At 55.0% G+C, this 26570-nt stretch carries 27 protein-coding genes; 14 read left to right on the top strand and 13 right to left on the bottom strand.

The window, feature by feature from the left end:
• Window positions 1-38: 38 nt before the first annotated feature.
• The gene (gene secB, locus ACR0KN_RS18740) at window positions 39-539 is read left to right on the top strand and encodes a protein-export chaperone SecB (RefSeq protein ID WP_170542522.1); all 501 of its coding nucleotides are present in this window, start codon (window positions 39-41) and stop codon (window positions 537-539) included.
• Between the two features lie 25 nt (window positions 540-564).
• Here the strand turns inward: secB and dnaQ are convergent, their stop codons facing one another.
• The 4 genes from dnaQ to ACR0KN_RS18720 are packed head-to-tail and all read right to left on the bottom strand — an operon-like array spanning window position 565 to window position 3299.
• Complete coding sequence (gene dnaQ, locus ACR0KN_RS18735) at window positions 565-1287, bottom strand: DNA polymerase III subunit epsilon (protein ID WP_480655689.1); 723 nt, start codon at window positions 1285-1287, stop codon at window positions 565-567.
• The gene (coaE, locus tag ACR0KN_RS18730) at window positions 1280-1873 is read right to left on the bottom strand and encodes a dephospho-CoA kinase (RefSeq protein ID WP_480655687.1); all 594 of its coding nucleotides are present in this window, start codon (window positions 1871-1873) and stop codon (window positions 1280-1282) included. The genes dnaQ and coaE overlap by 8 nt, the downstream gene beginning before the upstream one ends.
• On the bottom strand, window positions 1870-2703 hold the full coding sequence (locus ACR0KN_RS18725; RefSeq protein ID WP_480655685.1) for a shikimate dehydrogenase: 834 nt from the start codon (window positions 2701-2703) through the stop codon (window positions 1870-1872). Before ACR0KN_RS18725 ends, coaE begins: the two co-directional genes overlap by 4 nt.
• Window positions 2700-3299, bottom strand: a complete 600-nt coding sequence (locus tag ACR0KN_RS18720) for a Maf family protein (protein ID WP_480655683.1) — start codon at window positions 3297-3299, stop codon at window positions 2700-2702. Before ACR0KN_RS18720 ends, ACR0KN_RS18725 begins: the two co-directional genes overlap by 4 nt.
• A 403-nt stretch (window positions 3300-3702) precedes the next feature.
• On the opposite strand from ACR0KN_RS18720, the gene ACR0KN_RS18715 reads away from it, so the two are divergent.
• The 7 genes from ACR0KN_RS18715 (at window position 3703) to ACR0KN_RS18685 (ending at window position 11078) form a co-directional block, all read left to right on the top strand.
• Window positions 3703-4152 (top strand): CopD family protein, encoded by a 450-nt coding sequence (locus ACR0KN_RS18715; RefSeq protein ID WP_480655681.1) that lies wholly within the window; start codon window positions 3703-3705, stop codon window positions 4150-4152.
• 126 nt (window positions 4153-4278) lie between these two features.
• Window positions 4279-5550, top strand: a complete 1272-nt coding sequence (gene rho / locus ACR0KN_RS18710) for a transcription termination factor Rho (RefSeq protein ID WP_010442979.1) — start codon at window positions 4279-4281, stop codon at window positions 5548-5550.
• Between the two features lie 30 nt (window positions 5551-5580).
• The gene (gene mnmE, locus ACR0KN_RS18705; RefSeq protein ID WP_480655678.1) at window positions 5581-6867 is read left to right on the top strand and encodes a tRNA uridine-5-carboxymethylaminomethyl(34) synthesis GTPase MnmE; all 1287 of its coding nucleotides are present in this window, start codon (window positions 5581-5583) and stop codon (window positions 6865-6867) included.
• A 12-nt stretch (window positions 6868-6879) separates the two neighbouring features.
• Complete coding sequence (gene mnmG / locus ACR0KN_RS18700) at window positions 6880-8748, top strand: tRNA uridine-5-carboxymethylaminomethyl(34) synthesis enzyme MnmG (RefSeq protein WP_480655676.1); 1869 nt, start codon at window positions 6880-6882, stop codon at window positions 8746-8748.
• Window positions 8745-9368, top strand: coding sequence for a 16S rRNA (guanine(527)-N(7))-methyltransferase RsmG (gene rsmG, locus ACR0KN_RS18695; protein ID WP_480655674.1), 624 nt, complete (start codon window positions 8745-8747; stop codon window positions 9366-9368). Before mnmG ends, rsmG begins: the two co-directional genes overlap by 4 nt.
• Window positions 9361-10164 carry an AAA family ATPase gene (locus tag ACR0KN_RS18690; RefSeq protein ID WP_170773584.1) on the top strand — a complete coding sequence of 268 codons (804 nt, stop codon included), beginning with the start codon at window positions 9361-9363 and terminating at the stop codon, window positions 10162-10164. The genes rsmG and ACR0KN_RS18690 overlap by 8 nt, the downstream gene beginning before the upstream one ends.
• A 20-nt stretch (window positions 10165-10184) precedes the next feature.
• Window positions 10185-11078: a ParB/RepB/Spo0J family partition protein gene (locus ACR0KN_RS18685; protein WP_480655672.1), complete on the top strand. Its 894-nt coding sequence runs from the start codon at window positions 10185-10187 to the stop codon at window positions 11076-11078.
• Here the strand turns inward: ACR0KN_RS18685 and ACR0KN_RS18680 are convergent.
• Genes ACR0KN_RS18680 through rph form a run of 4 tightly spaced genes read right to left on the bottom strand, consistent with a single transcriptional unit; the run spans window position 11068 to window position 13893 of the window.
• Window positions 11068-11421 carry a YbaN family protein gene (locus tag ACR0KN_RS18680; protein WP_170542541.1) on the bottom strand — a complete coding sequence of 118 codons (354 nt, stop codon included), beginning with the start codon at window positions 11419-11421 and terminating at the stop codon, window positions 11068-11070. The two genes, ACR0KN_RS18685 and ACR0KN_RS18680, sit on opposite strands and share 11 nt — an antisense overlap.
• A gap of 3 nt (window positions 11422-11424) precedes the next feature.
• Window positions 11425-12588, bottom strand: coding sequence for a radical SAM family heme chaperone HemW (gene hemW, locus ACR0KN_RS18675; RefSeq protein ID WP_480655669.1), 1164 nt, complete (start codon window positions 12586-12588; stop codon window positions 11425-11427).
• Window positions 12569-13183 carry an RdgB/HAM1 family non-canonical purine NTP pyrophosphatase gene (gene rdgB / locus ACR0KN_RS18670; protein ID WP_480655667.1) on the bottom strand — a complete coding sequence of 205 codons (615 nt, stop codon included), beginning with the start codon at window positions 13181-13183 and terminating at the stop codon, window positions 12569-12571. The genes hemW and rdgB overlap by 20 nt, the downstream gene beginning before the upstream one ends.
• Window positions 13180-13893: a ribonuclease PH gene (gene rph, locus ACR0KN_RS18665; protein WP_170542547.1), complete on the bottom strand. Its 714-nt coding sequence runs from the start codon at window positions 13891-13893 to the stop codon at window positions 13180-13182. The genes rdgB and rph overlap by 4 nt, the downstream gene beginning before the upstream one ends.
• A 112-nt stretch (window positions 13894-14005) precedes the next feature.
• Between rph and hrcA the strand changes: the two genes are divergently transcribed.
• Window positions 14006-15070: a heat-inducible transcriptional repressor HrcA gene (gene hrcA, locus ACR0KN_RS18660; RefSeq protein ID WP_010442969.1), complete on the top strand. Its 1065-nt coding sequence runs from the start codon at window positions 14006-14008 to the stop codon at window positions 15068-15070.
• Between the two features lie 10 nt (window positions 15071-15080).
• Entirely contained in the window at window positions 15081-15644 is a 564-nt protein-coding gene (locus tag ACR0KN_RS18655) for a nucleotide exchange factor GrpE (RefSeq protein WP_480655665.1), read from the top strand.
• A 58-nt stretch (window positions 15645-15702) separates the two neighbouring features.
• Here ACR0KN_RS18655 and mutS read toward each other — a convergent pair whose 3' ends face one another.
• Window positions 15703-18318, bottom strand: coding sequence for a DNA mismatch repair protein MutS (gene mutS / locus ACR0KN_RS18650; protein WP_480655747.1), 2616 nt, complete (start codon window positions 18316-18318; stop codon window positions 15703-15705).
• Window positions 18319-18478: 160 nt separating this feature from the next.
• Here mutS and ACR0KN_RS18645 point away from each other — a divergent pair, with 160 nt between their 5' ends.
• Both ACR0KN_RS18645 and ACR0KN_RS18640 read left to right on the top strand, forming a co-directional pair.
• Complete coding sequence (locus tag ACR0KN_RS18645) at window positions 18479-20734, top strand: NADP-dependent malic enzyme (RefSeq protein WP_170780066.1); 2256 nt, start codon at window positions 18479-18481, stop codon at window positions 20732-20734.
• A gap of 3 nt (window positions 20735-20737) precedes the next feature.
• Window positions 20738-21610: a ribokinase gene (locus ACR0KN_RS18640; RefSeq protein ID WP_480655663.1), complete on the top strand. Its 873-nt coding sequence runs from the start codon at window positions 20738-20740 to the stop codon at window positions 21608-21610.
• Here the strand turns inward: ACR0KN_RS18640 and msrA are convergent.
• The 3 genes from msrA to ACR0KN_RS18625 form a co-directional block, all read right to left on the bottom strand.
• Complete coding sequence (gene msrA, locus ACR0KN_RS18635; RefSeq protein ID WP_480655661.1) at window positions 21607-22278, bottom strand: peptide-methionine (S)-S-oxide reductase MsrA; 672 nt, start codon at window positions 22276-22278, stop codon at window positions 21607-21609. The two genes, ACR0KN_RS18640 and msrA, sit on opposite strands and share 4 nt — an antisense overlap.
• 91 nt (window positions 22279-22369) lie before the next feature.
• Window positions 22370-22651: an SCP2 sterol-binding domain-containing protein gene (locus ACR0KN_RS18630; RefSeq protein WP_480655659.1), complete on the bottom strand. Its 282-nt coding sequence runs from the start codon at window positions 22649-22651 to the stop codon at window positions 22370-22372.
• Between the two features lie 136 nt (window positions 22652-22787).
• Window positions 22788-24014 (bottom strand): argininosuccinate synthase, encoded by a 1227-nt coding sequence (locus ACR0KN_RS18625; protein ID WP_480655657.1) that lies wholly within the window; start codon window positions 24012-24014, stop codon window positions 22788-22790.
• Between the two features lie 139 nt (window positions 24015-24153).
• Between ACR0KN_RS18625 and ACR0KN_RS18620 the strand changes: the two genes are divergently transcribed.
• Together ACR0KN_RS18620 and ilvA are read left to right on the top strand one after the other, a co-directional pair.
• Window positions 24154-24921 carry a hypothetical protein gene (locus ACR0KN_RS18620; RefSeq protein WP_480655655.1) on the top strand — a complete coding sequence of 256 codons (768 nt, stop codon included), beginning with the start codon at window positions 24154-24156 and terminating at the stop codon, window positions 24919-24921.
• Window positions 24922-24978: 57 nt separating this feature from the next.
• On the top strand, window positions 24979-26205 hold the full coding sequence (gene ilvA / locus ACR0KN_RS18615; protein WP_480655653.1) for a threonine ammonia-lyase IlvA: 1227 nt from the start codon (window positions 24979-24981) through the stop codon (window positions 26203-26205).
• On the opposite strand, the gene ACR0KN_RS18610 is transcribed toward ilvA, so the two are convergent.
• The gene (locus tag ACR0KN_RS18610; protein WP_480655651.1) at window positions 26202-26552 is read right to left on the bottom strand and encodes an Hpt domain-containing protein; all 351 of its coding nucleotides are present in this window, start codon (window positions 26550-26552) and stop codon (window positions 26202-26204) included. The two genes, ilvA and ACR0KN_RS18610, sit on opposite strands and share 4 nt — an antisense overlap.
• Window positions 26553-26570: the final 18 nt, after the last annotated feature.

Here is a 26570-nt window from a genome sequence, read left to right as displayed (position 1 = left end):
TGATAAGCAGTGTCGAATTTCAATTCCGGAGTAGATAAATGGCCGAAGAAGACGCCAAAGAAAACACAGCGGCACAAGCCGCACCACAGGTTCAAATGCGCGTCCTAGGGCAGTTCATTCGTGATATGTCCTTTGAGAACGTGATGGCGCAGAAAGGCGTCTCAGGCGATGTACAGCCAGAGATTTCGGTTCAGGTGAATCTGGATGCCAAGAAGCGCCCGACCGAGCATCAGTTCGAAGTTTCGATCAAGCTGAAGCTGACTTCTAAAGCCAAAGGCCTGGAAGACGTATTATTCCTGTGTGAGATCGACTATTGCGGGTTGTTCCACGTGGAGGGTGTACCCGAGGATCAGGTGCATCCTTTCCTGATGATCGAATGCCCACGCATGCTGTTCCCCTTCCTGCGTCGCATCGTCAGCGACATCACCCGCGACGGTGGGTTCCCGCCGGTCAATCTGGATAACATTGATTTCGTGGCGCTTTATCGTAACGAACTGGCGCGCCGTCAGGCCGCACAAGCGCAGAAACCCAACGCTTAAGACATTGACCCGCGGCTGGCTAAGATCAGGCGCGGGTCCACAGGGCATTGTCGCCCAGTTTTTCCACAAATTCCTGATGTGCTGCGCGTTCATCCTCGGTTATCCGGGATGGCAATGCATTGGGTCGTGCAGTTGGGCGCCATTCTTCTCCGCCTCCGGCCATCGCAGTTGTAGTTGCCGACAGGCCGAAATCAGGCTGACGCCCTCCGATCAGCTCCAGATACACTTCTGCAAGGATCTCCGAGTCCAGAAGCGCCCCGTGTAACACCCGGTTCGAATTATCGATACCAAACCGACGACACAACGCATCCAGCGAGGCGGGCGAGCCCGGGAACCGTTTACGCGCTATGGCCAGTGTGTCGATTGCCTGATCCATGGGAATCAGTGACGCGCCCATCCACCTCAACTCGGCATTCAGAAACTTCATGTCGAACGAGGCGTTGTGGATCACCAGCTTGGCATCGCCCACAAAATCGCGAAATCCTTGCCCAACCTTGGCAAAGACAGGCTTGTCCTTAAGCGTCACTTCGCCTTTTTCCGGCGGGCGTGGATTCTCCAGCAAGTCGGGGCCGATTCCGTGAATCCCGAACGCCTCATCAGGCATTGAGCGTTCCGGGTTGATATAGACATGATAGGTCTCTCCCGTGGCCACGTGGTTCCACAGCTCCACTGCGCCGATCTCGACAATCCGGTCACCGCTTTCAGGATCAAACCCGGTGGTCTCGGTATCAAGTACAATCTCACGCATCTGCCATCCCCGCCCGTATCTGCCTGATCACATCCTGCACCTGCACGCGGGCATGGTCCAGACTATCCGTTTCAATCACAAAATCAGACCGGGCACATTTCTCGTCATTAGTCATCTGTTTGGCACGGATCTGCTCAAACTGTTCCTCAGTCATCGTACCACGCGCCATGACGCGTCGTTTTTGTTCATCAGCCGGAACCCGGACACAGACCACGGCGTCCATTACAGTTTCACCGCCGGTTTCAAACAACAATGGAATGTCAAACACCAGGATATCGGCTGAGGTCGCTGCACGAAACGCCGCGCGATCCTCGACAACCAAAGGGTGTACGATATTCTCAATTATTTTCAATGCATTAGCATCATTCGAAATGATCTTTTTTAGAGCTTCGCGGCTAACGGCTTCCTTCACAATCGCAGATGGAAACGCGTTGCGCATGGGCTCAACTGCAGAACCACCCTTTGCATAAAGCCGATGGACCGCCGCATCCGCATCCCAAAGCGCGCACCCTTCATCTGCGAACATCTGAGCGGTCGTGCTTTTGCCCATCCCGATTGATCCGGTGAGCCCGAGTGCAAAACTCATGCCAAGGCCGCCGCGCGCGTTTCGGGATCAACTTCAGGACGGACACCGAACCAGCGTTCAAATCCGGGAACAGCCTGATGCAGCAGCATTCCCAACCCGTCGACGGTGGTACATCCCGCCTCTTCCGCCTGTTGCAAGAGACGCGTTTGAAGCGGTGCATAAACCAGGTCGGTGACAACAGCGCCGGGTTGCAATCCGTCCAGCGGAACGCGCAGTTCCGGCTGCCCTTGCATACCCAACGAAGTCGTATTGACGACCAGTTCGGCATTCTCGATCACGTTTCCTGCCTGCACCCAATCCACGACTGTGATCCGCTGGCCGAATTCTTCTTTCAAATGATCGGCGCGCGTGCGCGTGCGGTTTGTCAGCAAGATTTCTGGCACGCCAGCCTCTGCCAAAGCCTGCAAAACAGCACGGGCGGCACCACCTGCACCAAATACAACCGCCGGACCATCCGCCGGGTTCCAATCCGGCGCACCCGCGCGCAGATTTGCCATGAAGCCGTACCCATCCGTATTATCCGCATGAATCGAGCCATCCTCGCGGAATACAAGTGTATTTGCCGCCCCGATGACCGAGGCCCGATCCGAGACGTGATCTGCCAAGCGCAAAGCCGCTTCCTTGTGCGGCACAGTCACATTGGCCCCAACAAACCCGGCTTTGGGCAGCGTGTGCAGAACAGTTTCCAGATCGACCGGCGCGACATCCATCGGGATATAATGCCCTGCCAACCCATAGGTTTTCAGCCAATGACCGTGCAGCTTTGGTGACCGGGAATGCGCAACCGGATGCCCAATCACTCCGGCCAGAGGAATTCGATGGTCCGTCATTGATCGATCACTCCCTTCACGGCCAGAAAATTAAGCAGCTCCAACAGGGGCATACCCAAGACGTTAAAATAGTCGCCGTCAATGGTAGCGAACAGACGTGCACCTTCTTCTTCCAGCTTATAGGCCCCCACCGCATGACGAATGCTTTCCCAGTTGCGCGCCACGTAATCGCGCAGATAGGCATCCGAACTGGCCCGCATCCGCAGGCGTACCTGACCGACATGCCGCCAGATCGGCTCACCATCCTGATAGATCACCGCGGCGGACAGCAACATATGCCGCTTGCCGCGCATTGCTTTTAGCTGCGCCAGTGCTTCTTCCGGCGATTCCGGTTTCGACAGAAGCTGACCATCGAAGTCCAGAACCTGATCACAGCCCAGAACCATGACACCCGGAACCTTGTCACTAATTTTACGCGCCTTCATCTCGGCCAGTGCATCAGCGATATCGCGGGGCGATGCCCGCTCGGCCAATAGCGAACGCTTGGCCGTATCTTCATCCACACGCGCGATCTGAACTGAAAACGGGACGCCCGCGTTTTTCAACAGCTGCGCGCGTATTGCGGACCCCGAGGCAAGGACTATGGGGACAGTCATGTGGAAAACCCCGTGTGTAAATCAATGAGTAGTCTCGAAAGGTTTGTATGGCTTTCCGGTTGACACGCAACCCCGGGATTTTGGCCCAAAACTTCCCCGAGTCGCCCGGACCCTGTCCAGACGGGACAAGGATAAGTCGAAAAGTTCGGATAAGCAGGCTATCCCAAGATACCCTATTGGTTATCCACAGATGATATTATGAATGATCATCTTAAGTATCTGTAATTATGTTTTTTTTAGAAATATCAATAGATCCTACAGCTCAGCTAATTGTTTTGTCCACCTGGGGAAAAATGCAGGACAAAAAAGTAATCCACCGATTTTGATCTCCCTACAAAACCATCTTCCTTTTTCTTTCTTTATTTTTTTATTAGGAGGGTTTCAGGCAAATCCGGGAAGCCCGATGACCGACATTCTTTTCGCAATATACCCTTGGGTGAAATCACTGCACATCATGGCGGTGATTTCTTGGATGGCCGGGTTGTTCTATTTGCCCAGACTGTTTGTGTATCACGTCGAAAAAGCGCAGGCCGTGAATGGTGCGCAGGAAATTTTCTTCGAAATGGAAGAAAAGCTGATGCGCGTGATCATGCGCCCCGCTATGATCGTGGCCTGGGTCTGCGGGCTGATCATGGTGTTCACGCCCGGTATCGTCGGATGGGATTGGAGCTGGCCTTGGGTTAAAGGTGCAGCTGTGATCGGAATGACCTGGTTTCACCATTGGTTGAGTGCACGGCGCAAAGACCTTGCTGAGGGGCGAAATAAGCTCACTGGGCGGCAGTATCGCATGATGAATGAGGTTCCGACCATTCTGATGGTTGTGATCGTTCTGGCGGTCGTTCTGAAGTTCTAAGGGCCTGTTTGACTCTTCTCAAGTAAGCGCTTATCTATCGCGTAACGCGCCCGTCCGGGCGGTATATCTTCCGTTCTGAATTTCCACTCTGGTGCCGCGGTCCAAGCGGCCGAGGTTCGTATCATCATGACAACTGAATCCCTGAATCTGGCTGACCTTAAGGCCAAAAGCCCCAAAGACCTGCTCGCCATGGCCGAGGAGCTTGAGATCGAGAACGCCTCGACCATGCGCAAAGGCGAAATGATGTTCCAGATTCTGCGCGAACGCGCGGATGAGGGATGGACCATCGGTGGCGATGGGGTGCTGGAAGTGCTGCAGGACGGCTTTGGCTTCCTGCGCTCGCCCGAGGCGAACTATCTACCAGGCCCAGATGACATCTATGTTTCGCCCGATATGATCCGCAAACACTCATTGCGGACCGGGGATACGGTTGAAGGTGAGATCAAAGCGCCTGACGAAAACGAGCGTTACTTTGCGCTGACCAATGTCACCAAGATCAACTTTGAGAACCCGGAAAAAGCCAAGCACAAGATCCTGTTCGACAACCTGACGCCTCTGTACCCAGATGAGCGTCTGAAAATGGAAATCGAAGATCCGACCATCAAGGACAAATCGGCCCGCGTGATCGATCTGGTTTCACCGATTGGTAAAGGTCAGCGTTCGCTGATCGTGGCGCCACCGCGGACCGGTAAGACGGTGATCCTGCAGAACATCGCGCATTCGATCGAGCAGAACCACCCGGAGTGTTATCTGATCGTCCTGCTGATCGACGAACGCCCGGAAGAAGTGACCGACATGCAGCGCTCGGTGAAGGGGGAAGTTGTGTCTTCGACCTTCGATGAACCTGCAACGCGCCACGTGGCCGTATCCGAGATGGTGATCGAAAAAGCGAAGCGTCTTGTCGAACATAAACGAGATGTTGTTATTCTTCTCGACTCGATCACAAGACTTGGTAGGGCGTTTAACACCGTGGTGCCATCTTCAGGTAAAGTTCTGACCGGTGGTGTGGACGCCAATGCTCTGCAACGGCCCAAGCGCTTCTTTGGTGCCGCGCGGAACATTGAAGAGGGTGGTTCGCTGACCATCATCGCCACTGCGCTGATCGATACCGGCAGCCGGATGGATGAGGTGATCTTCGAAGAGTTCAAAGGCACCGGTAACTCGGAAATCGTTCTGGATCGCAAAATCGCAGACAAACGTGTATTCCCTGCCATCGACATCCTCAAGTCTGGTACCCGGAAAGAGGACCTGCTGGTCGATAAGGGTGATTTGGCCAAGACCTTCGTTCTGCGCCGCATCCTTAACCCGATGGGTACGACCGATGCGATCGAGTTCCTGTTGTCGAAGTTGAAACAGACGAAGACGAACGGCGAGTTCTTCGATTCGATGAATACCTGACACAGGTCTTAACCAACGCGAGGCCTTCGAATGGATACGATATTCGCCTTGGCCAGCGCGCAAGGCAAAGCAGGGGTGGCGGTTGTCCGCCTCTCTGGTCCGCAAGCGCATTCTGCGGCCAACATCTTGGCCGGTGGAGGCCTGCCATTACGCGGGCTGACGGTTCGGACGCTTAACGCCGCCGATGGGACGCGGTTGGATGAGGGTTTGGTCCTGACCTTCAAGGCTCCTTCCAGCTTTACGGGCGAGGACGTGGCCGAACTTCAGATTCACGGCAGCATGGCTTCGGTTAACGCCGTATTGGCATCTTTGTCGGATATGGATGATCTCCGTCTGGCAGAGCCGGGTGAGTTTACCCGGCGCGCTTTGGAAAACAGTAAGATGGATTTGGCGCAGGTCGAAGGACTTGCCGATCTGATTGACGCAGAAACCGAAGTGCAGCGGAAACAGGCGCAAACGATTTTGGCAGGTGCTTTGGGCACTTTGGCTGAAGGGTGGCGGCGCGATTTGATCCGTGCGGCATCCTTGCTTGAGGCTGTGATCGATTTTGCCGATGAAGAGGTGCCCACAGATGTAACGCCTGAAGTCCGCACATTGATTTCAGGTGTCATGGGCGAACTGACCCGAGAGGCGAAAGGTGTTCGCATCGCTGAACGCATTCGCTCTGGCTTTGAAGTTGCCATTGTTGGTCTTCCAAATGCGGGGAAATCAACTTTGTTGAACGCTTTAGCTGGACGCGAGGCGGCTATTACGTCTGAATATGCCGGGACAACGCGGGATGTGATCGAAGTGCGCATGGATCTGGCGGGATTGCCAGTTACTCTGCTTGATACAGCCGGTTTGCGAGTAACCGACGATCATGTCGAAAATCTAGGGATCGAGCTGGCCCGCAAACGGGCCGATGCTGCTGACTTGCGTGTATTCCTAACGGATACACCTGACGATTTAGGTATTCAGATGCAGGAAGATGACATTCATGTTTTGCCAAAATCTGACTTACGAGCAGCTGACGGGCGTGGGATATCCGGTAAAACCGGGCAGGGAATTGATCACCTTATCGACAATATATCGTGTATCTTAAGTGAACGGGCTACTAGCAATGGTATTGCGACCCGGGAGCGCCATCGCGTTGCGATGACAAAGGCAGCGGAAGCGTTGGCTGCGGGACAGACAGTTCTGGAATCGGGACCAGATATGTATGATATAGCAGCTGAGGAACTGCGAACAGCCATTCGCGCTCTTGAATCTCTGGTTGGACGAATAGATGTCGAAACCCTTCTGGATGAGATCTTTGCTAGTTTCTGCTTAGGTAAATGAGGAGTGTTTCACGTGAAACATTCAAAATTTGATGTCCTTGTTATCGGTGCCGGGCACGCAGGTACCGAAGCCGCACATGCAGCAGCGCGCATGGGCGTTAAAACTGCTTTGGTGACTCTGTCTGAACAGGACATCGGCGTCATGTCGTGTAATCCGGCGATTGGAGGGCTAGGTAAAGGACATCTGGTTCGAGAGATCGATGCACTTGATGGTGTAATGGGGCGCGTCGCGGATCGTGCAGGTATTCAGTTTCGTTTGTTGAACCGGCGCAAAGGCCCGGCTGTTCAGGGCCCCAGGGCGCAAGCAGACCGGGCCCTTTACCGGGCTGCCATGGCAGAAGAAACTGAGAAACAAGACAACTTATCGGTTATCACAGGGGAAGTAATTGACTTCCTGATGGACGGTCATCGTGTTGTCGGAGTTAAGCTAGCAGACGAATCTGAGGTTCCGGCGCAGGCGGTCATTTTGACGTCTGGAACATTCTTACGCGGAGTAATCCATATCGGGGACGTGTCTCGTCCCGGAGGTCGTATGGGCGATCGCCCATCAATTCGGCTGGCAGAGCGCTTAGATGAGTTTGCATTGCCCATGGCGCGGCTGAAGACTGGTACGCCTCCCCGATTGGATGGCCGGACCATAAACTGGGATATATTAGAACGTCAGGATGGCGACGCGGAGCCAACCCTATTTTCATTCATGTCTAGGTCGATGACAGCCCCACAAATTGCATGTGGTATAACTCACACGAACGCACAAACGCATGAGATTATAGAAAAAAATCTATCGCGTTCTGCCATGTATGGCGGGCATATCGATGGTGTCGGCCCAAGGTATTGCCCGTCCATTGAAGATAAGATCGTTCGATTTGCGGACAAGGAGTCCCATCAGATATTCTTGGAACCGGAAGGGGTTCAGGATAATACAGTATACCCAAATGGTATTTCTACCTCGTTGCCGGAAGATGTTCAGGTTGCCTACGTTCAATCGATTGTTGGACTAGAACATGCAAAAATCCTGCAACCAGGATATGCGATCGAATACGATTATGTTGACCCGCGTATCCTGTCGGCATCTTTGTCCGTTCCTGATGTGCCTGGTCTATATCTTGCGGGTCAGATCAATGGCACTACAGGATATGAGGAAGCTGCTGCACAAGGCCTGGTCGCCGGTTTGAATGCTGCGTTAGAGGTGCAGTCTCGATCGCCCTTCTATTTTACCCGTTCAGACAGCTACATCGGGGTGATGATTGATGATCTTACCACCCGCGGGGTTGCTGAACCTTATAGGATGTTCACGTCACGGGCTGAGTTTCGGCTATCCCTCCGTGCTGATAATGCAGATCAAAGACTGACCCCGATAGGGGAGGAACTGGGCTGTGTTGGGGCGCAGCGCCGGGGCCTATTCGCGACTAAGCTCGAAAAGCTAGCGGCTGCCAAGGCCAGCCTAACTGCGCGAACGTATACTCCCAAAGAAATTTTGGCTGCAGGGATTAATGTCAATCAGGATGGAAATCGTCGCGACGGGATGGCTGTACTCGCCTTTCCTGACGTGTCTTTTGAAAATATTGTCCTGCTTGAACCTGAATTGGAAGGGACAGAGAGGGAAATCCGCCGTCAGGTTGAACGCGATGCCTTGTATGCAAACTACATAGCGCGCCAGCAACGTGATGTTGAAGCAATGAAGCGAGACGAGGCCCATGAAATACCTCGGGATTTCAACTATTTTGGGCTGGACGGATTGTCGTCGGAAATGAAGCAAAAGCTGTCACAAGCCAAACCGGCCAATATTGCTCAAGCTGGTCGCGTTGAAGGTGTGACACCGGCTGCATTAACTTTAGTCCTGGCTAAGCTCCGGCGCGACGTGAAGGCTCGCAACGCATGAAAGGTCAAGACGTTGCCATCGCTGAGAAACTGAATGTTTCACGTGAAACATTCGAACGTCTCGCGATCTATGTTGCATTGCTTGAGCGTTGGAATCCGAGAATCAATCTAGTTTCAAAGAACAGCTTAAAGGATATCTGGGTTCGTCATATTCAAGATTCAATTCAAGTATTTAGAATATCAAAGCCTGTGGATCATTGGGTTGATTTAGGCAGCGGCGGCGGGTTTCCGGGTTTGGTCTGTGCTATTATGGCAATAGAGTCCGCACCGGAAACCCGATTTACGCTGGTTGAAAGTGATCAGAGAAAATCCGCATTTCTTCGAAATGTGGCCCGGGAATGCGGGGCGAAATGCACGGTCTTAGCACGAAGAATTGAAGCAATTGATCCCTTGGGTGCGGATATCTTGTCGGCTCGGGCATTAGCGGATTTGACCAACTTATTATCTTTTTGCGACAGGCATTTAGGTGAAAATGGAGTAGCTTTGTTGCCAAAAGGCGCAACCTGGAAAAAAGAACTTTCAGACGCACGCAAGGAATGGAATTTCGACGCCGAACCTATTAAAAGTCTTACAGAACCTCAGTCTGTTATCCTGAAAATCAAAGGAGTTGCGCGTGGTTGATCTGTCTCGTCCTGCCGGACCTCGGATAATCGCGGTTGCCAATCAAAAAGGCGGGGTGGGGAAAACCACGACTGCAATCAATCTGGCAGCTGGGTTGGCCGAGGCAGGTTGCAAGGTTTTGGTCGTAGATCTGGACCCCCAGGGCAATGCCTCAACGGGATTGGGGGTCGAAGATCGCGATTGGACAACCTATGATCTAATATTGGACGACGCATCGTTGGAAGCAGTGGTACAGGAAACAGAAATTAAAGATCTTTTTGTAATTCCGGCCACCGTTGACCTAAGTTCAGCAGATATTGAGCTGATTTCGAATGAGAAACGCAGCTATTTATTGCATGATGCGCTGCGCCAGACGGCGATTGACTCGTTTGATCTGGATTTTGTTCTGATCGATTGTCCGCCATCTTTGAATTTGCTCACTGTAAACGCCATGGTAGCAGCTCATTCTGTCCTTGTGCCCTTGCAAAGCGAGTTCTTTGCGCTCGAAGGCTTGTCGCAGTTGATGCTAACTATCCGCGAAGTACGTCAGACCGCGAATCCTGACCTCAGGATCGAAGGTGTTGTGTTGACCATGTATGACAACCGCAACAACTTGTCCCGTCAGGTCGAAAAGGACGCTCGTGACAATCTTGGTCAGATGGTATTTAAGACCAAGATACCAAGAAATGTGCGGGTCAGCGAGGCGCCATCATATGCGCTTCCTGTACTGCAATATGATTCGGGCTCACTCGGGGCGATGGCATATCGGCATTTGGCGCGAGAAGTCATGCATAAGAACAACAAAGTAGCCATCTAAGTGGCCGTCAGGAGGGCAACATGAATGCCAGGAAAGGAAAACCCCGAGGACTAGGTCGCGGATTGTCGGCATTGATGGCTGATGTGGCACCAGAAGCAGATGGTCGTATCTCGTCGGAACCTCGCCGCCCCGACCTTACAGTGCCGATTGAGAAGCTGCAGGCAAACCCGGATCAGCCGAGACGTCGATTTGCGCAAGAGCAGCTGGATGAACTTGCCGCATCAGTCAAAGAAAAAGGCATTATTCAACCTTTGATTGTGCGCAGTATAGCAGGTGGCCAATATGAGATTGTCGCCGGTGAGCGCCGGTGGCGCGCCGCTCAGATGGCGCAACTCCATGATATTCCAGTAATTATTCGCGAATTTGATGATACCGAGGTGCTCGAAGTCGCGATTATCGAGAATATTCAGCGTGCTGATCTGAATGCCGTGGAGGAAGCGACAGGATTCAAGCAGTTGATGGATCGCTTTGGACACACGCAGGAAAAACTTGCCGAAGCTTTGGGTAAAAGCCGAAGCCATATTGCCAACCTGTTGCGTCTGCTGTCTTTGCCAATGGATGTGCAAACACTTGTGATTGAGGGGAAATTGTCTGCCGGTCATGCAAGGGCCTTGATCACAGCAGAAGATCCTTCGGAATTGGCCAAACAAGTAGTGCGTGACGGTCTTTCCGTGCGGGCTACTGAAGCGCTGGTCAAAAAACAACAAGATGGTCCGGATAAGCCAGCGCTAAAATCCAGAAAAATGAATGCTGGGAAAGATGCAGATACGCGCGCCCTCGAAAAGGATTTGTCAGCTATTCTGGCAATGAAGGTCACCATCAACCACAAACCCGGATCAGAAACGGGGCAGGTGGTTTTGTCTTATGAAAACCTTGATCAGCTGGATGATCTTTGCGCCAAACTTAGCCGCTAGGGCGGGTCCAGATAAAAAGCATGACGCCGCTTAGCACAACGGCCTGAATGATCAGGACGTGTGAAGGCATGGACAGCAACACCGACAGGCCAAATACGGCGGCGACCGACAGGGTGGCCGCCTTTTTTGCGCCAGGCCTAATTACGCCCGAGCTCTGCCAGTCGACAATTAGCGGACCAAAGGTCTGATGGGTTAGCAGCCAATTATGTAGCCTTGATGAAGAGCGCGCAAAGAAAAATGCCGCGAGCAGAAGAAACGGCACTGTTGGAAGCAAGGGTAAGACCACTCCAACCATGGCGAGCGCGACGCAGACCAACCCCAAACCAGCCCAGAGATATTGCATTTGTTACTCCAATAGCTCTCGGATAACGGCATTGAGAACAGCGCGGCCCTGAGATGTGGCGCGTAGCTGGCCGTCTGCCAAGATCAACATGCCCAGATCGGCCAGCGTATCAAGTTTTTCCTGCGGCAGGTCTTCGCCCGAGAGTTGCTTGTACCTATCTATATTTAGGCCCTCTGCAATCCTAAGGCACATCATAAGGTATTCAAACGCTTGTTCACGCTGTGTTAGTTCGAACCGGTTGCTTTCTCCACTTCCATTTTCAACGGCGGCCAGCCATTTGGTTGGCGAAAGAAAGGTCTCGGTCGCAAATTTGTGGCCATCAAGGGTGATCCGCCCGTGTGCGCCTGGCCCGATACCCACGTAATCACCATTGCGCCAATAGATCAGGTTGTGCTGAGACTCCGCTCCGGATCGGGCGTGGTTTGAGACCTCATAGGCGGGTAAACCATGGGCCTCGCATATCTCTTGCGTGGCCAGATACATATCCGCCGCGCTGTCATCCTCGGGCAGACCGCGGAGCTTACCAACTGCATAGCGATCTCCGAACGCCGTACCCTCTTCGATGGTGAGTTGATAAAGCGACAGGTGATCAATCGCCATCGACAGGGCCTCGGCCAACTCAGCGCGCCACGCGTCCAGAGTTTGATGTTGTCGGGCATAGATCAGATCAAAACTGACACGGTCAAAGCAGCTACGGGCAATATCAAAAGCGGCGCGGGCTTCAGCCACAGTGTGAATACGACCCAGGCGGCGCAGGTCATCGTCGTTGAGGGCCTGCACACCCATTGAAATACGGTTCACACCTGCATCGCGATAGGCTGCAAAGCGACCGGCCTCGACTGAGCCGGGGTTGGCTTCAAGCGTGATCTCCATATCGTTGGCGGGGCGCCAAAGGGCGCGGGCCTCGTCGATGATGGCAGAGATGGTGTCCGGCGCCATCAGCGAAGGCGTGCCACCGCCAAAAAAGATCGTATTAAGTACCCGACCTTGCGTTTCACTGGCTGCGCGCTTTAGCTCATTCAGATAGCTATTAAGCCATTGTTTCTGATCAATATTTCTTGAAACGTGGCTGTTGAAGTCACAATAAGGGCACTTGGCCTCGCAAAAGGGCCAATGCACATACAGGCCAAAGCCCCCGTTGCGCCAATCATCCGCCAAAGCAGCCATTCACGAACATCTCCACCGCGCGGCCGCGATGGCTGATTTTGTTCTTTTCCCAGCGATCCATCTCGGCAAATGTAATGTCGTGTCCTTCGGGGACAAACATAGGGTCATAGCCAAAGCCATCCTTGCCACGAATTGGCCAGGTCAAATGGCCAGGGGCCACGCCCTCGAACACCTCGTCATGCCCGTCAGGCCAGGCCAGAACCAGCGTACACCGGAATTGCGCTGTGCGAGGGTGGGCAGCGTTCTTCGCTTCCAGCTCGTTATGTGCGCGGGTCATCGCCATCAGAAAATCACGGCCATCGCCAGTTTCTGCCCAATCGGCGGTGTAGACGCCTGGTGCGCCATCTAGCGCGTCGATGGTGATGCCGGAATCGTCTGACAGGGCGGGCAGCCCTGTGGCCTGCGCGGCGGCGTGGGCTTTAATCCGGGCATTGCCGACGAAGGTATCTTCTGTCTCTTCTGGTTCAGGCAGGTCCAATTCACCAGCACCCACGACGGCAACACCAAAGGGTTCGAGGAGATGTGCCATCTCCTCAAGCTTGCCTTTGTTGTGCGTGGCGACCAGCAGCTTGTCTCCGTTGAACTTACGAGTCATGCGGTGGCGGCTTTCTGTGCGGCAGCCAGTTCAGCCACGCCTTTTTCCGCCAGATCCATCAATTGGTCCATCTGTGCGCGGCTAAAGACGGATCCCTCGGCACTCATTTGCACTTCGATTAGTTTGCTAGAGCCGGTCATGATGAAGTTGCCATCGACGCCGGCCTCACTGTCCTCGGGATAGTCGAGGTCCAAAACTGGCTGACCCGCGTAGATTCCGCAGGACACGGCGGCGACGGGATCAACCAAAGGGTCCGAAATAACATCGCCTGTTTTCATCAGCTTATTCACTGCCAGACGCAACGCCACCCAACCGCCAGTGATCGATGCACAACGTGTGCCGCCATCGGCCTGAATTACATCGCAGTCGACAGTGATCTGGCGTTCACCCAATGCAACTCGGTCTACACCGGCACGCAGAGCACGGCCGATCAGGCGTTGAATCTCTACGGTGCGGCCACCTTGCTTGCCGCTTGCCGCTTCACGCCGCATCCGCGTATTCGTCGCGCGGGGCAGCATGCCGTATTCGGCGGTGACCCAGCCCAGGCCCGAGCCTTTAATAAATGGTGGAACGCGGTCCTCGATCGTGGCGGTGCACAGTACATGGGTGTCACCCATCTTGATCAGGCAGGAACCTTCGGCATGTTTGGTAAAGCCGGTTTCAATTGAAACGGCGCGCATTTCGTTTAGATCACGTCCTGAGGGTCGCATGGAAAATCCTTTGTTTGCTGGGTTGGGGATACCGCTCTGCAGCGTTACGATGCAACCCCGATTGACCTTTCTTGTGCCTGCTATTTAATGACGATCCAGCAGAGGATTGCCGATGAGCGAAGCGAGCAAAATTCTGAGCGAGATGAACGACCGGTCACGCGAGGTGTTCCGGCTGATCGTCGAAAGCTATCTAGACAGCGGTGAGCCGGTCGGCAGCCGCACTCTGACACGCACGCTTTCGGAAAAAGTCAGCGCGGCGACCGTGCGTAACGTGATGCAGGATCTGGAATTCCTGGGCCTGCTGGACAGTCCGCATGTCAGTGCTGGTCGGATTCCGACGCAGCAGGGGCTGCGGATGTTCGTCGACGGATTGCTTGAAATGGGCGATCTGGGTGCGGATGATCGGCAGAAGCTGGACGAAACATTAGGCTCTAACGCAGGCGATGTTGGCGGAATGCTAGATCGTGTGGGATCGGCATTGTCGCACGTGACACAAGGCGCTTCGCTGGTTCTGACACCCAAACATGAGGCTGAGATCAAGCATATCGAGTTCGTCTCGCTTGGTCATGATCGCGCTTTGGTGGTTCTGGTGTTCTCTGACGGGCAGGTGGAAAACCGGCTGTTTACGCCTCCACCCGGTCAGACACCAAGCTCGATGCGTGAGGCTGCGAATTTCCTGAATGCGCTGATCGAAGGACGTACGCTTAGCGAAGTGCGTCGCCAGATGCTGTCGCAGATAGATGCGCGGAAGCAGGAAATCGATATTTTGGCGCGTGAAATGGTCGAAAGCGGCATTGCTGCATGGGACGGAGATGGCAGCGACTCGGCTCGATTGATCGTACGCGGACGCGCGAATCTACTGAATGAACCGGGTCAGGCCGAGGAGTTGGATCGAATCCGCACCCTGTTTGATGACCTTGAGCGCAAACGTGACATCGCTGAATTCCTTGAATTGACCGAGGAAGGTGAGGGTGTGCGCATTTTTATTGGCTCTGAGAACAAACTTTTCTCACTTTCGGGTTCCTCTTTGGTGGTGTCTCCATATATGAACGCTGATCGTAAGATAATCGGTGCGGTTGGGGTCATCGGGCCCACACGTCTGAATTACGGACGGATCGTGCCGATCGTGGATTATACGGCGCAACTGGTTGGAAAGTTGATTTCCGACCGGAGCTAGAGGGTAAGAGATGGCAGAGCCCAAGAACGAAGATTTTCTGGACGACATCATGTCCGCAGAAGCAGAAGAGCTGGCCGAGGAATTTGCTGAGATCAGCGATGAAGCTCTGGAGTTGGACGAATTGCGCACAGAGCGCGACGACTACAAGGACAAATTCATGCGTGCGCTTGCCGACGCTGAAAACGCCCGTAAGCGTGGCGATAAGGCACGTCGGGATGCCGAGCAGTACGGTGGATCCAAGCTGGCGCGTGACATGTTGCCGGTCTATGACAACATGAAGCGGGCGCTCGAGGCCGCAACCGATGAGCAAAAAGAGCTTGCTGCCGGCTTGTTGGAAGGCGTCGAACTCACCATGCGTGCGCTGAAGGACGTGTTCCAGAAGCACGGTATCGAAGTAATTACACCTGAGGTGGGCGACCGGTTTGATCCGAACGTTCATGAAGCGATGTTTGAGGCACCGGTTCCTGGCACCAAAGCAGGCGACATCATTCAGGTTTCGGCAGAAGGTTTCATGCTACACGACCGTCTGTTGCGCCCGGCGCAGGTAGGTGTTTCGTCTATGCCTGCGGGCTGATTGGCTTCAAAGAAGCCAAGCCTTCGGCGAGAGTATTTTTGAAAAGATGAAGGGGCGGTCAGGATTTGGCCGCCTCTTTTAGTTTGTATATCAGGTCAAGGGCTTCTCGCGGGGTCAATTCGTCCGGCAGGATTTCGTCGAGCATATCCGTAACGGGTGTTGCCTTGGGGGCGGGAGGTGGCGGCGGTGGAGCGGCTGAAAACAAGGGCAGATCGTCGATCAAGGCTTTTTGCTTGCCTCCTTCGCGCTCAGTTTTTTCCAACTGGTCCAGAACAACACGCGCGCGTTCGACAACTGAGGCGGGCAGGCCAGCAAGTTGAGCAACCTGGACACCATAGGATCGGTCGGCGGCACCTTTATGGACCTCGTGCAGGAAGATCACCTCTCCCTCCCATTCCTTGACGGCTACTGTGGCGTTGTCTACGCCCTCCAGACTTCCTGCTAGAGCCGTCAATTCATGGTAATGCGTTGCAAAGAGAGCGCGGCATTGATTGGCGGCGTGCAGGTGTTCCAGCGTGGCCCAGGCGATCGAAAGCCCGTCATAGGTGGCAGTGCCACGGCCGATTTCATCAAGAATGACTAGCGCGCGGTCGTCGGCCTGGTTGAGGATGGCTGCGGTTTCAACCATTTCGACCATGAAAGTTGATCGACCGCGCGCAAGATCATCTGAGGCCCCGACACGGCTGAAGAGTTGGCTGACCACTCCGATATGCGCTTGCTCAGCAGGGACATAACTGCCCATCTGAGCAAGCAAGGCAATCAGCGCGTTCTGCCTCAGGAAGGTCGACTTACCGGCCATATTCGGCCCGGTCAGCAACCAGATGGAGGCGCCATCTACAGCGCTAAGATCGCAGTCATTCGCAATGAAAGCATCGCCGCCTTGCTGGCGCAACGCGTGTTCAACAACCGGATGACGTCCACCTTCTACCTCAAAGCTGTGCGAGCTGTCGACCTGCGGACGACACCAGCTTTCCCCACGCGCTAGATCAGCCAAAGAAGTGGTCAGATCCAGTTCTGCCAGACCTCGAGCCGCCTGGTTCAGTCGGGCGGCACGGTCCAGAATTTCGTCAGAAAGCCTTTGATAGAGCCGCTTTTCAATCTCCAACGCCAGATTTCCTGCGTTCAGGATGCGGGTTTCGATCTCGGACAGTTCCACGGTTGTGAATCGCACCTGATTGGCGGTGGTCTGGCGGTGGATATAAGTCTCAGAGAATGACGGGCTCAGCATCTTCTCGGCATGGGTGGCCGTGGTTTCAATGAAATAGCCCAGCACATTGTTGTGCTTGATCTTCAACGAGGTGATGCCAGTGTGTTCCGCATATTTCTGCTGAAACCCTGCAATAACAGAACGGCCTTCGTCGCGCAGCGTCCGGGCCTCGTCCAGCTCGGCGTCAAAACCCGGAGCGATAAATCCACCGTCGCGCGCCAGTAGGGGTGGCTCAGCAGTCAATGCCTCATCGAGTAGGTTCAGTAGATCATCGAATCCTACGAGGTTCTGCAGAGCGGTTGCCAGCAGGATTGGCAGATCCTGGCCCTCGCAAATCCCGGCAATCGCAGCAGCCTGAATCAACCCGTTACGAATGGCAGCCAGGTCACGGGGACCACCGCGTTCCAGTGACAGACGAGAAAGGGCGCGGTCCAGATCTGGTGTTTTACGTAGCGCTTCGCGTAGATCCGATGCAATCAGGCCATCTTCAGCAGCGAAACTCACGGCGTCCAGCCGGGAATGAATGACGTCTAGATTGCGCGAAGGGCTGGATAGGCGCTGTTCCAGCAATCGCGCGCCACCAGGTGTCACAGTACGATCAACCACCGAAAGCAAAGAGCCCGCGCGGCCACCGGACAAGGATCGGGTCAGTTCAAGATTACGACGTGTGGCCGCATCTATTTGCACTACCCGGTCCTCGGACTCTTTCAGTGGAGTTTGCAGAAGGGGTAGTTTTCCTTTCTGCGTGATCTCCAAATAGTCGATCAGCGCGCCCATAGCCGAAATCTCGGCGCGTCCAAAATTCCCGAATGCATCCAGCGCGCCGACGTGAAACAAGCCGCAGATACGCTTTTCAGCAGCAGTGCTGTCAAAGCTGGCACGTCCCACCGGGGTTAACGAAATGCCCAGATCGCGCACCGGTTCCTGCAACATCTGTTCCGTCCCGTCGGCCACGATTAACTCGGACGGGGCAAGCCGCGCCAATTCGGGGCTGAGGCGTACGGAGGTCAATGGCATTACATGAAACGCACCCGTGGAAATATCAGCCCACGCCAGCGCGGCCTCATCCCGTACCTGGGAATAGGCGGCCAGAAAGTTGTGGCGGCGAGCTTCCAGAAGGGCGTCTTCGGTCAGTGTTCCCGGAGTTACCAAGCGCACAACATCGCGCTTTACAACCGATTTAGAGCCTCTTTTCTTCGCCTCCGCCGGGCTTTCCATCTGCTCACAGACCGCAACACGAAAGCCCTTGCGGATCAAGGTCAGAAGATACCCTTCAGCAGAATGCACTGGCACGCCGCACATCGGAATGTCGGTTCCGTTATGCTTTCCGCGCTTGGTTAACGCGATGTCCAGCGCTTCGGCCGCGTTGACGGCATCTTCAAAGAACATCTCATAGAAGTCGCCCATGCGATAAAACAACAGGGCGTCTGGATGAGCCTCTTTGATCTCAAGGTATTGCGCCATCATCGGCGTGACTGTGGACAAAGGCGGCCCCCTTATGGCGTGTTCCGGCGCGACCTTACAAATCCCGCATCTTCTGTAAAAGCCGAAAACTCATTCCCGTTGAGGCGCGGCTCTGCCTGCGCTATGAGGCAAAAGCCCTTAAGTCATGGAAACGACCTGTAAGATGCCCAAAGCGAAGATCACCAAAGAAGAGGCGTTGGCCTTTCACCTCGACCCGACCCCCGGCAAGTGGGAGGTGCAGGCCACTGTTCCCATGACCACGCAGCGCGATCTGTCGCTGGCCTACAGCCCTGGCGTTGCGGTTCCATGTGAAGCCATCGCTGAAGCGCCCGAGACCGCCTATGATTATACAAACAAGGGTAATTTGGTTGCTGTGATCTCGAATGGCACCGCCGTTCTGGGCCTTGGGAATCTTGGCGCGCTGGGCTCAAAACCGGTGATGGAAGGCAAATCGGTCCTGTTCAAGCGGTTCGCTGATGTGAACTCGATCGATATCGAACTGGATACCGAAGACCCCGATGAATTCTGCCGCGCGGTGCGTCTGATGGGGCCGACCTTCGGCGGTATTAACCTTGAGGACATCAAAGCGCCTGAGTGTTTCATCATCGAACAGCGCCTGAAGGAAGAGATGGATATCCCAGTCTTCCACGATGACCAGCACGGAACAGCGGTGATCTGTGCAGCGGGCCTGCTGAACGCACTGCACATCTCAGGCAAAAAGATTGAAGATGTGAAAATTGTACTGAACGGGGCGGGTGCTGCTGGGATCGCCTGTATCGAACTACTTAAGGCGATGGGCGCGCGGCACGAGAACTGCATTGTCTGCGATACCAAGGGCGTGATCTATCAGGGCCGGACCGAGGGCATGAACCAGTGGAAATCAGCCCACGCGATCTCGACCGATCTGCGCACGCTGGAAGATGCCATGAAGGGCGCGGATGTGTTCCTTGGCGTGTCGGTCAAAGGGGCTGTGACGCAGGATATGGTGGCCAGCATGGCCGACAATCCGGTCATCTTTGCGATGGCGAACCCCGATCCCGAAATCACACCGGAAGAGGCGCATGAGGTCCGCGTTGATGCGATCGTTGCGACGGGCCGTAGCGACTATCCGAACCAGGTGAATAACGTTCTGGGCTTTCCTTATCTATTCCGCGGCGCGTTGGATATTCATGCCCGTGCGATCAATGACGAGATGAAAATTGCGTGCGCCCATGCGCTGGCACGATTGGCGCGTGAAGATGTGCCGGATGAAGTAGCAATGGCCTACGGCAAGTCGCTTACTTTTGGGCGCGACTACATCATCCCAACCCCGTTTGATCCGCGCCTGATTCACCGTATCCCGCCTGCGGTCGCCAAGGCCGGTATGGATACCGGCGCTGCGCGGCGCCCAATCATCGATATGGAAGCGTATGAGCTGAGCCTGAAATCCCGCATGGACCCGACGGCCAGCATCTTGCGCGGCCTGAACGCACGTGCGCGTCAGGCGCAAAGCCGGATGATCTTTGCCGAGGGCGACGATCCGCGCGTGTTGCGCGCAGCCGTCATGTACCAACGTTCGGGCTTTGGGAAGGCGCTGGTTGTAGGGCGGCCGGACGATGTCAAAGAAAAGCTTGAAGCCGCTGGTCTTGGGGACGCGGTGCGCGAGATTGATGTGGTGAACGCGGCCAATACCTCACATCTCGAGGCCTATAAGGATTTTCTGTATCAGCGCCTGCAGCGCAAAGGGTTTGACCACAAGGACATTCACCGCCTCGCTGCGCGGGACCGACACGTCTTTTCGTCTCTAATGCTGGCGCATGGTCATGCGGATGGCCTGGTGACCGGGGCAACGCGCAAGTCGGCGCATGTTCTGGACCGCATCAACCATGTGTTTGACGCCGATGCCGCCCATGGCGCGGCGGGGGTTACCGCCTTGCTGCACAAGGGGCGGATCGTCCTGATTGGCGACACGTTGGTGCATGAGTGGCCGGATGAGAATGATCTGGCCAATATCGCCGAACGCGCTGCTGCGGTGGCGCGCCATATGGGGCTTGAGCCCCGGGCGGCCTTTGTCAGTTTCTCGACCTTCGGTTACCCGGTGTCTGAACGTGCTGAGAAGATGCACCGTGCTCCGGTAGTGCTGGACGAGCGCGGCGTCGATTTCGAGTACGAAGGGGAGATGACGGTTGATGTGGCCCTGAATGTGGATCAGCAGGAAGCTTATCCGTTCCAACGCCTGACCGGACCAGCCAATATCCTGATTGTTCCCGCACGACACTCGGCTTCGATCTCGACCAAGCTGATGCAGGAAATGGGTGGAGCCACCGTAATCGGTCCGATCCTGTCCGGCGTTGATAAGCCGATCCAGATCTGTTCGACGGTTTCGACCGCGAATGACATTCTGAACATGGCCATTCTGGCCTCCTGCGATATTGGGTAAATCATGACGATATGGAACCTAGGCTCTATCAACGCGGATATGGTCTATGCCCTGCCGCATTTGCCTGCGGCGGGTGAAACTCTTGCGGCCAGCGGGTTGCAAAGGTTTCTGGGCGGAAAAGGGGCCAACATGTCGGTGGCTGCGGCCCGCGCGGGGTCACGGGTTTCACATATTGGCGCGGTCGGGTCAGATGGCCTTTGGGCGCGGGACAGGTTAACCGAATATGGCGTGGACACGCGGCATATTGCTGAGGTGGAAGTACCCACGGGTCACGCCATCATTGCGGTGGATGCGCAGGGCGAAAACCTGATTGTGCTGTTTCAGGGTGCCAACCATGCCATTTCGAATGACCAACTAGGACAGGCGTTGTCCTCGGCCGTTTCGGGTGACCTGCTGGTGATGCAGAACGAAACCAATGCTCAAATTGAGGCCGCCAAACTGGGTTGCGAACTGGGGCTGACCGTGTGCTATGCGGCCGCTCCATTTCAAGCCGAGGCGGTACAGGCGGTTCTGCCGTATCTGGACTTTTTGATCCTCAACGAAGTCGAAGCTGAGCAATTGCAGGATGCAACGGGCCTGGCCCCGTCAGACCTGCAGGTCGAGCATGTTATCGTCACCTTTGGCTCAAAAGGTGCGCGGTATTATCAGCGGGGTCATAAACCACAAGCGTTTCGGGCGCATAAGGTCAACGCCGTGGATACCACGGGTGCTGGTGACACTTTTACCGGCTATGTGCTGGCGGGCATGGATCGGGGCATGCCAATGGAGCAGGCAATTGCACAAGCAAACCGTGCCGCGGCCCTGATGGTCACGCGGCACGGGACAGCTGATGTTATTCCTGATCTAAAAGAGGTACGCGAAGCGCAGCTGGATTAGGAGCCGGCAAAGGGTGCTTCGCTTCCCCACAATTGCTTGACGCGCGCATCGCGACCGCAGGCTTTGCGGTATGCTTTGTACGCGTTCTTTTGGCGCTTGGGACCAAACCGGGTCAGGACCAGCTTGTCGCCCTTGTAGTAATCCTGATGATAGGCTTCCGCCGGATAAAACGTGCCGGCCTGCAGGATCGGTGTGACCACCGTTTGACCCAACGCGTTTTGCGCGCTGCTCTTAGCCTGCTGCGCCAACGCCTTTTCCCCTGTGTTAGAGACGAAAATGGCGGTCCGATAGCTCTCACCCCGATCACAGAACTGACCTCCCGCGTCCGTTGGATCGACCGAACGGAAGAACATGTTCAGCAAGGTTTCACGGGAAACGCGGGCGGGATCGAAGGTGATCTGCACCGCCTCGTAATGCCCGCTTCCGCCTTTTGAGACCTGATCATAGGTTGGGTTCTCGGTCGTACCGCCCGTATAACCCGAAACTGCGCCTATTACCCCGGGCACGGATTCGAAATCGGATTCGATACACCAGAAACAGCCCCCGGCTACGGTCAGCGTTTCTGTCCCCGCCGCAGGGGCTGGCAAGGCGCGCAGCATTGCGACCAACAGGATCAGCACAAACAGAAGCGAAGGTTTCAGGCAATCAAGGTAAGTGGTCCGGGTCATGGCAGGTCTCCTTCCGAAACCAAGCTGCCCGCTGGATCGCGCTTGCGCAATGCGCTGACATGATTTGTCACGCGCTGGTGAGACGAGTTTATCAGCCCAGCAACTGCCCCAGTTTCATCGCCACACCCATATTGCCTGAGATCTTCAGCTTGCCCAAAGCAACCCCGGTCATCGGGTTCAGCTTACCGGTCAGCAGTTTGTTCAGGTTTTCGCGCGAGATACGAATGGTGCAATCGGTCTCGCGATCTTTGGTTGAGGCAGTGTTGTCGGCCAAGACAATCACGCCATCCTCGCCGCAATCGAATTTCAGTGTTCCGTCAAAGCCCTTGCCATTCAGACCTTTCTGAATTCCGTCGGCGATGTCTTGTAGCATGATCCGTCCTTCTCTGGGTGACGTATGCGTAAAGACAAACGCCTGATCCGGGCAAGCCCGACCCGACGGAAACCCCCTACAAAGAAAAACCCCGGTGCCTGAACGGACACCGGGGTTATTTTCGGATTCTGAATGCTTACTTGCTCAGCCGCTTGTCACGCGTGGCCAAGAGCTTCAAGCGCAGCGCGTTCAGCTGAATGAAGCCCGCCGCGTCTTTTTGATCGTAGGCGCCGGCGTCTTCCTCAAAGGTCACGTGTGCTTCGGAATAGAGCGAGTGATCCGACCAGCGGCCCACGGTTGAGGCAAGACCTTTGTACAGCTTTACGCGAACGGTGCCGGTGACATGTTCTTGCGACTTGTCGATGGCGGCCTGCAGCATCTCACGCTCAGGCGAATACCAGAAGCCGTTATAGATCAGCTCGGCATATTGCGGCATCAGCTGATCCTTCAGGTGCATCGCGCCCCGGTCCATGGTGATGGATTCGATGCCACGGTGCGCTTCCAACAGTATGGTGCCGCCGGGAGTTTCGTAGATGCCGCGCGATTTCATTCCAACGAAGCGGCCTTCGACCAGATCGAGACGGCCAATGCCGTGCTTGCCGCCATATTCGTTCAGCCTGGTCAGGATGGTTGCGGGGCTCATCGCCTCACCATTGATGCTGACCGCGTCACCTTTTTCAAAGCCGATCTCGATAAACTCGGGCTCATTCGGTGCGTCTTCGGGGTGGACGGTGCGCTGGTAGACATAGTCGGGTGCCATGTCGGCGGGGTCTTCCAGAACCTTGCCTTCAGACGAGGTGTGCAGCAGGTTGGCGTCGACCGAGAAGGGTGCCTCACCGCGTTTGTCCTTGGCAATCGGAATTTGGTTCGCTTCGGCAAATTCCAGCAGACGGGTGCGGCTGGTCAGGTCCCACTCGCGCCATGGAGCAATAACCTTGATGTCGGGGTTCAGCGCGTAAGCCGCCAGTTCGAACCGCACCTGATCGTTGCCCTTGCCGGTCGCGCCATGGGCGACGGCATCAGCACCGGTCGCCTCAGCAATCTCAACCAGACGTTTCGAGATCAGAGGTCGCGCGATGGACGTACCGAGCAGGTATAGACCTTCATAAACCGCGTTGGCGCGGAACATGGGGAAGACGAAGTCGCGCACGAACTCTTCTCGGATGTCCTCGATATAGATGTTCTCGGGCTTGATCCCAAGCAACTCTGCCTTTTTGCGGGCGGGCTCAAGCTCCTCGCCCTGACCCAGATCGGCGGTAAAGGTCACGACCTCACAGCCATACTCGGTCTGCAGCCATTTCAGAATGATCGAGGTATCAAGGCCACCGGAATAGGCCAGAACAACTTTCTTGGGCGCGGACATCTGACTTCCCTTTATGCGTAGAACGACTGGCCCCTAGCGGGTTTTGGACGCGGGGGCAAGCTGTGTGGATTGACGCAGGGCGGGAATTGAGGTGAAACGGTCCGTTAGAGAACAAGGAATAGTTGAGAGGGCGGTTTTTATGCTGGGATTAGAGATATTCGTGCATTCGGTGAGAATGGTTCTTAGGAATCTGACACAGGCATTGCAGATTTCTGTGGTACCAGCGTTGATTGGCGGCTTCTTTGCCATTGGCTTGTTCTTTCTGTTCGGCATCCCGTTTGAAGAATTTAACAGTGAAACCACTGGCTTCCCTGACGGTGTAACGGCGGCATCCTTCACCGGATTTCTGCTTTGCTTTATGGCCGTTATCTTTGGGGTCATGCTTTGGATTGTCGTGTCGTGGCACCGCTTTGTTCTTCTTGAGGAATATCCAAGCGGTTTGGTTCCGCCTTTCAGGTTCGACCGTGTGCTCGCCTATTTCGGGCGTCTCCTGATGCTCGGCCTAATCGCTCTTATCATCATGATACCGGGGACGTTGATCATGAGCATGGTGGCGCAAGCCTCTGCAGTGCTAGGAATTCTGGTTTGGCTGGGCTTGATTATCTTTCTCACCATCGGTTTCTATCGGGCCTCCGCGATTTTGCCCGCCGCAGCGATCGGAAAACCGCTAAAGCTGTCTGAAGCTTGGCAGGCGACCTCTGGCGCAAGCGGAGCAATTGCACTTCTGGTCGTCTTGTCCATCCTCTTCCAATTGTTGCTTCAGCTACTCGCGTCACTGCTGCTGTTCGTCCCGATCATCGGTATCTTCGTTGTCTTGTTTGCGAGCATGCTGATCGTCCCATTGATCAATGTCAGCATTCTGACGACGATCTATGGTGTGTTCGTCGAGAAACGCGAGTTGTCCTGAGCCCGTACACATATGTATTCCTTGCCCTTTCAGCGGTGATCGGGCAGGGAAATCGACATGACCAATTTCATGACCCGTGCCCGTGCTGCCGAACAGGCGATGCGCTCTGTTTTTCCAGCAACGCCTCTACAACGGAATGCCCATCTGTCCGACCGTTATGGCGCGGATATCTGGCTCAAGCGCGAAGACCTCAGCCCGGTGCGGTCCTACAAGATCCGCGGCGCATTCAATGCAATGCGCAAGCAGCAGGGGCAGGAGCTATTCGTTTGTGCCAGCGCAGGCAATCACGCGCAGGGCGTGGCCTATATGTGCAAGCATCTGGGCGTGAAGGGCGTGATCTTCATGCCGGTGACAACGCCGCAGCAGAAGATACAGAAAACCCGTATCTTTGGTGGTGACAATATCGAGATACATCTGACCGGTGACTATTTCGACGATACTCTGTCCGCCGCTCAATCCTGGTGTGCAGAGCAGGGTGGGCATTTCTTGTCTCCGTTCGACGATGCTGATGTGATCGAGGGACAGGCCTCTCTGGCGGTTGAGATCGAAGCGCAATTGGGCGGCATGCCTGATCACGTGATCCTGCCTGTTGGCGGTGGCGGAATGTCTTCGGGGGTCGCGACTTGGTTTGGGGGCCGGACGCATTGTTTATTTGTGGAGCCAAAAGGCGGCGCGTGCTTGCATGCGGCAATGGCAGCGGGACATCCGGTGGCGTTGGACCACGTGGACAATTTTGTAGACGGCGCGGCGGTCGGAAAAATTGGTGCGAAACCCTTTGAGCTGCTGAAGGATCGTCACCTGTCAGATGTTTTGGTCCTGTCCGAGGATCGGATTTGTACCACCATGATCGAGATGCTGAATGTCGAAGGCATCGTTTTGGAGCCAGCTGGTGCCTTGGCGATTGAGGCGGTTGCCGATGTCCAGAGCTTTATCCGTGGCAAGACAGTGGTCTGCGTGACTTCTGGAGGCAATTTTGATTTCGAGCGCCTGCCTGAAGTGAAAGAGCGCGCGCAGCGCTATTCAGGCGTGAAGAAATACTTCATCCTACGACTACCGCAGCGCCCAGGTGCGTTGAAAGAGTTCTTGGGTATCCTTGGCCCAGAGGACGATATTGCACGATTTGAATACATGAAAAAATCGGCGCGCAACTTTGGTTCTGTTCTGATCGGAATAGAGACCCGCAAACCCGAGAATTTTATGCGTCTGTTCGCGCATCTGGATGACGCAGGGTTCACGTATACAGATATCACCGAGGACGAGACCCTGGCGCAGTTTGTAATTTAGAGCAGGTTTTCGGCGAGACCCGCCTGAAACAAGGCTTCCGAAGCGTCATAAGCCGTACAGATTTCACCCAGATCGACTGCAACTCCGTCGCCCGCAGCGGCCCGGCGCTCGCCGTCCTGACATAGCTTCGAGAAGCTGTCGAACCCAAGACTTAATGCGCTGCCTTTCAGGAAATGCAGGTTCTGCTCGATCTCAATCCGGGCCGTATCATCGCGCAGCTTTTTGATGACCTTCTGAACCTCGTCCAGAAAGATATCGACAACCTCATCGAACTCTTCTGCGCCGACCTCATCACGTAACTGTCTGACTCTGGACCACTGAATCATGCCACCCACTTGCGGTTGCATATTGGTATCCTGCTGCGG

This window comes from Ruegeria sp. AP7 (genome assembly GCF_056539905.1).
The sequence above is the reverse complement of the archived record's forward strand: the minus strand, read 5'-3'. Positions and strand labels throughout refer to the sequence as shown.

Coding starts and splice junctions, on each gene's coding strand:
- secB (WP_170542522.1), top strand. CDS start 39: ATGGCCGAAGAAGACGCCAAAGAAAACACAGCGGCACAAGCCGCACCA.
- dnaQ (WP_480655689.1), bottom strand. CDS start 1,287: ATGCGTGAGATTGTACTTGATACCGAGACCACCGGGTTTGATCCTGAA.
- coaE (WP_480655687.1), bottom strand. CDS start 1,873: ATGAGTTTTGCACTCGGGCTCACCGGATCAATCGGGATGGGCAAAAGC.
- ACR0KN_RS18725 (WP_480655685.1), bottom strand. CDS start 2,703: ATGACGGACCATCGAATTCCTCTGGCCGGAGTGATTGGGCATCCGGTT.
- ACR0KN_RS18720 (WP_480655683.1), bottom strand. CDS start 3,299: ATGACTGTCCCCATAGTCCTTGCCTCGGGGTCCGCAATACGCGCGCAG.
- ACR0KN_RS18715 (WP_480655681.1), top strand. CDS start 3,703: ATGACCGACATTCTTTTCGCAATATACCCTTGGGTGAAATCACTGCAC.
- rho (WP_010442979.1), top strand. CDS start 4,279: ATGACAACTGAATCCCTGAATCTGGCTGACCTTAAGGCCAAAAGCCCC.
- mnmE (WP_480655678.1), top strand. CDS start 5,581: ATGGATACGATATTCGCCTTGGCCAGCGCGCAAGGCAAAGCAGGGGTG.
- rsmG (WP_480655674.1), top strand. CDS start 8,745: ATGAAAGGTCAAGACGTTGCCATCGCTGAGAAACTGAATGTTTCACGT.
- ACR0KN_RS18685 (WP_480655672.1), top strand. CDS start 10,185: ATGAATGCCAGGAAAGGAAAACCCCGAGGACTAGGTCGCGGATTGTCG.
- ACR0KN_RS18680 (WP_170542541.1), bottom strand. CDS start 11,421: ATGCAATATCTCTGGGCTGGTTTGGGGTTGGTCTGCGTCGCGCTCGCC.
- hemW (WP_480655669.1), bottom strand. CDS start 12,588: ATGGCTGCTTTGGCGGATGATTGGCGCAACGGGGGCTTTGGCCTGTAT.
- rdgB (WP_480655667.1), bottom strand. CDS start 13,183: ATGACTCGTAAGTTCAACGGAGACAAGCTGCTGGTCGCCACGCACAAC.
- rph (WP_170542547.1), bottom strand. CDS start 13,893: ATGCGACCCTCAGGACGTGATCTAAACGAAATGCGCGCCGTTTCAATT.
- hrcA (WP_010442969.1), top strand. CDS start 14,006: ATGAGCGAAGCGAGCAAAATTCTGAGCGAGATGAACGACCGGTCACGC.
- ACR0KN_RS18655 (WP_480655665.1), top strand. CDS start 15,081: ATGGCAGAGCCCAAGAACGAAGATTTTCTGGACGACATCATGTCCGCA.
- mutS (WP_480655747.1), bottom strand. CDS start 18,318: ATGATGGCGCAATACCTTGAGATCAAAGAGGCTCATCCAGACGCCCTG.
- ACR0KN_RS18645 (WP_170780066.1), top strand. CDS start 18,479: ATGCCCAAAGCGAAGATCACCAAAGAAGAGGCGTTGGCCTTTCACCTC.
- ACR0KN_RS18640 (WP_480655663.1), top strand. CDS start 20,738: ATGACGATATGGAACCTAGGCTCTATCAACGCGGATATGGTCTATGCC.
- msrA (WP_480655661.1), bottom strand. CDS start 22,278: ATGACCCGGACCACTTACCTTGATTGCCTGAAACCTTCGCTTCTGTTT.
- ACR0KN_RS18630 (WP_480655659.1), bottom strand. CDS start 22,651: ATGCTACAAGACATCGCCGACGGAATTCAGAAAGGTCTGAATGGCAAG.
- ACR0KN_RS18625 (WP_480655657.1), bottom strand. CDS start 24,014: ATGTCCGCGCCCAAGAAAGTTGTTCTGGCCTATTCCGGTGGCCTTGAT.
- ACR0KN_RS18620 (WP_480655655.1), top strand. CDS start 24,154: ATGCTGGGATTAGAGATATTCGTGCATTCGGTGAGAATGGTTCTTAGG.
- ilvA (WP_480655653.1), top strand. CDS start 24,979: ATGACCAATTTCATGACCCGTGCCCGTGCTGCCGAACAGGCGATGCGC.
- ACR0KN_RS18610 (WP_480655651.1), bottom strand. CDS start 26,552: ATGCAACCGCAAGTGGGTGGCATGATTCAGTGGTCCAGAGTCAGACAG.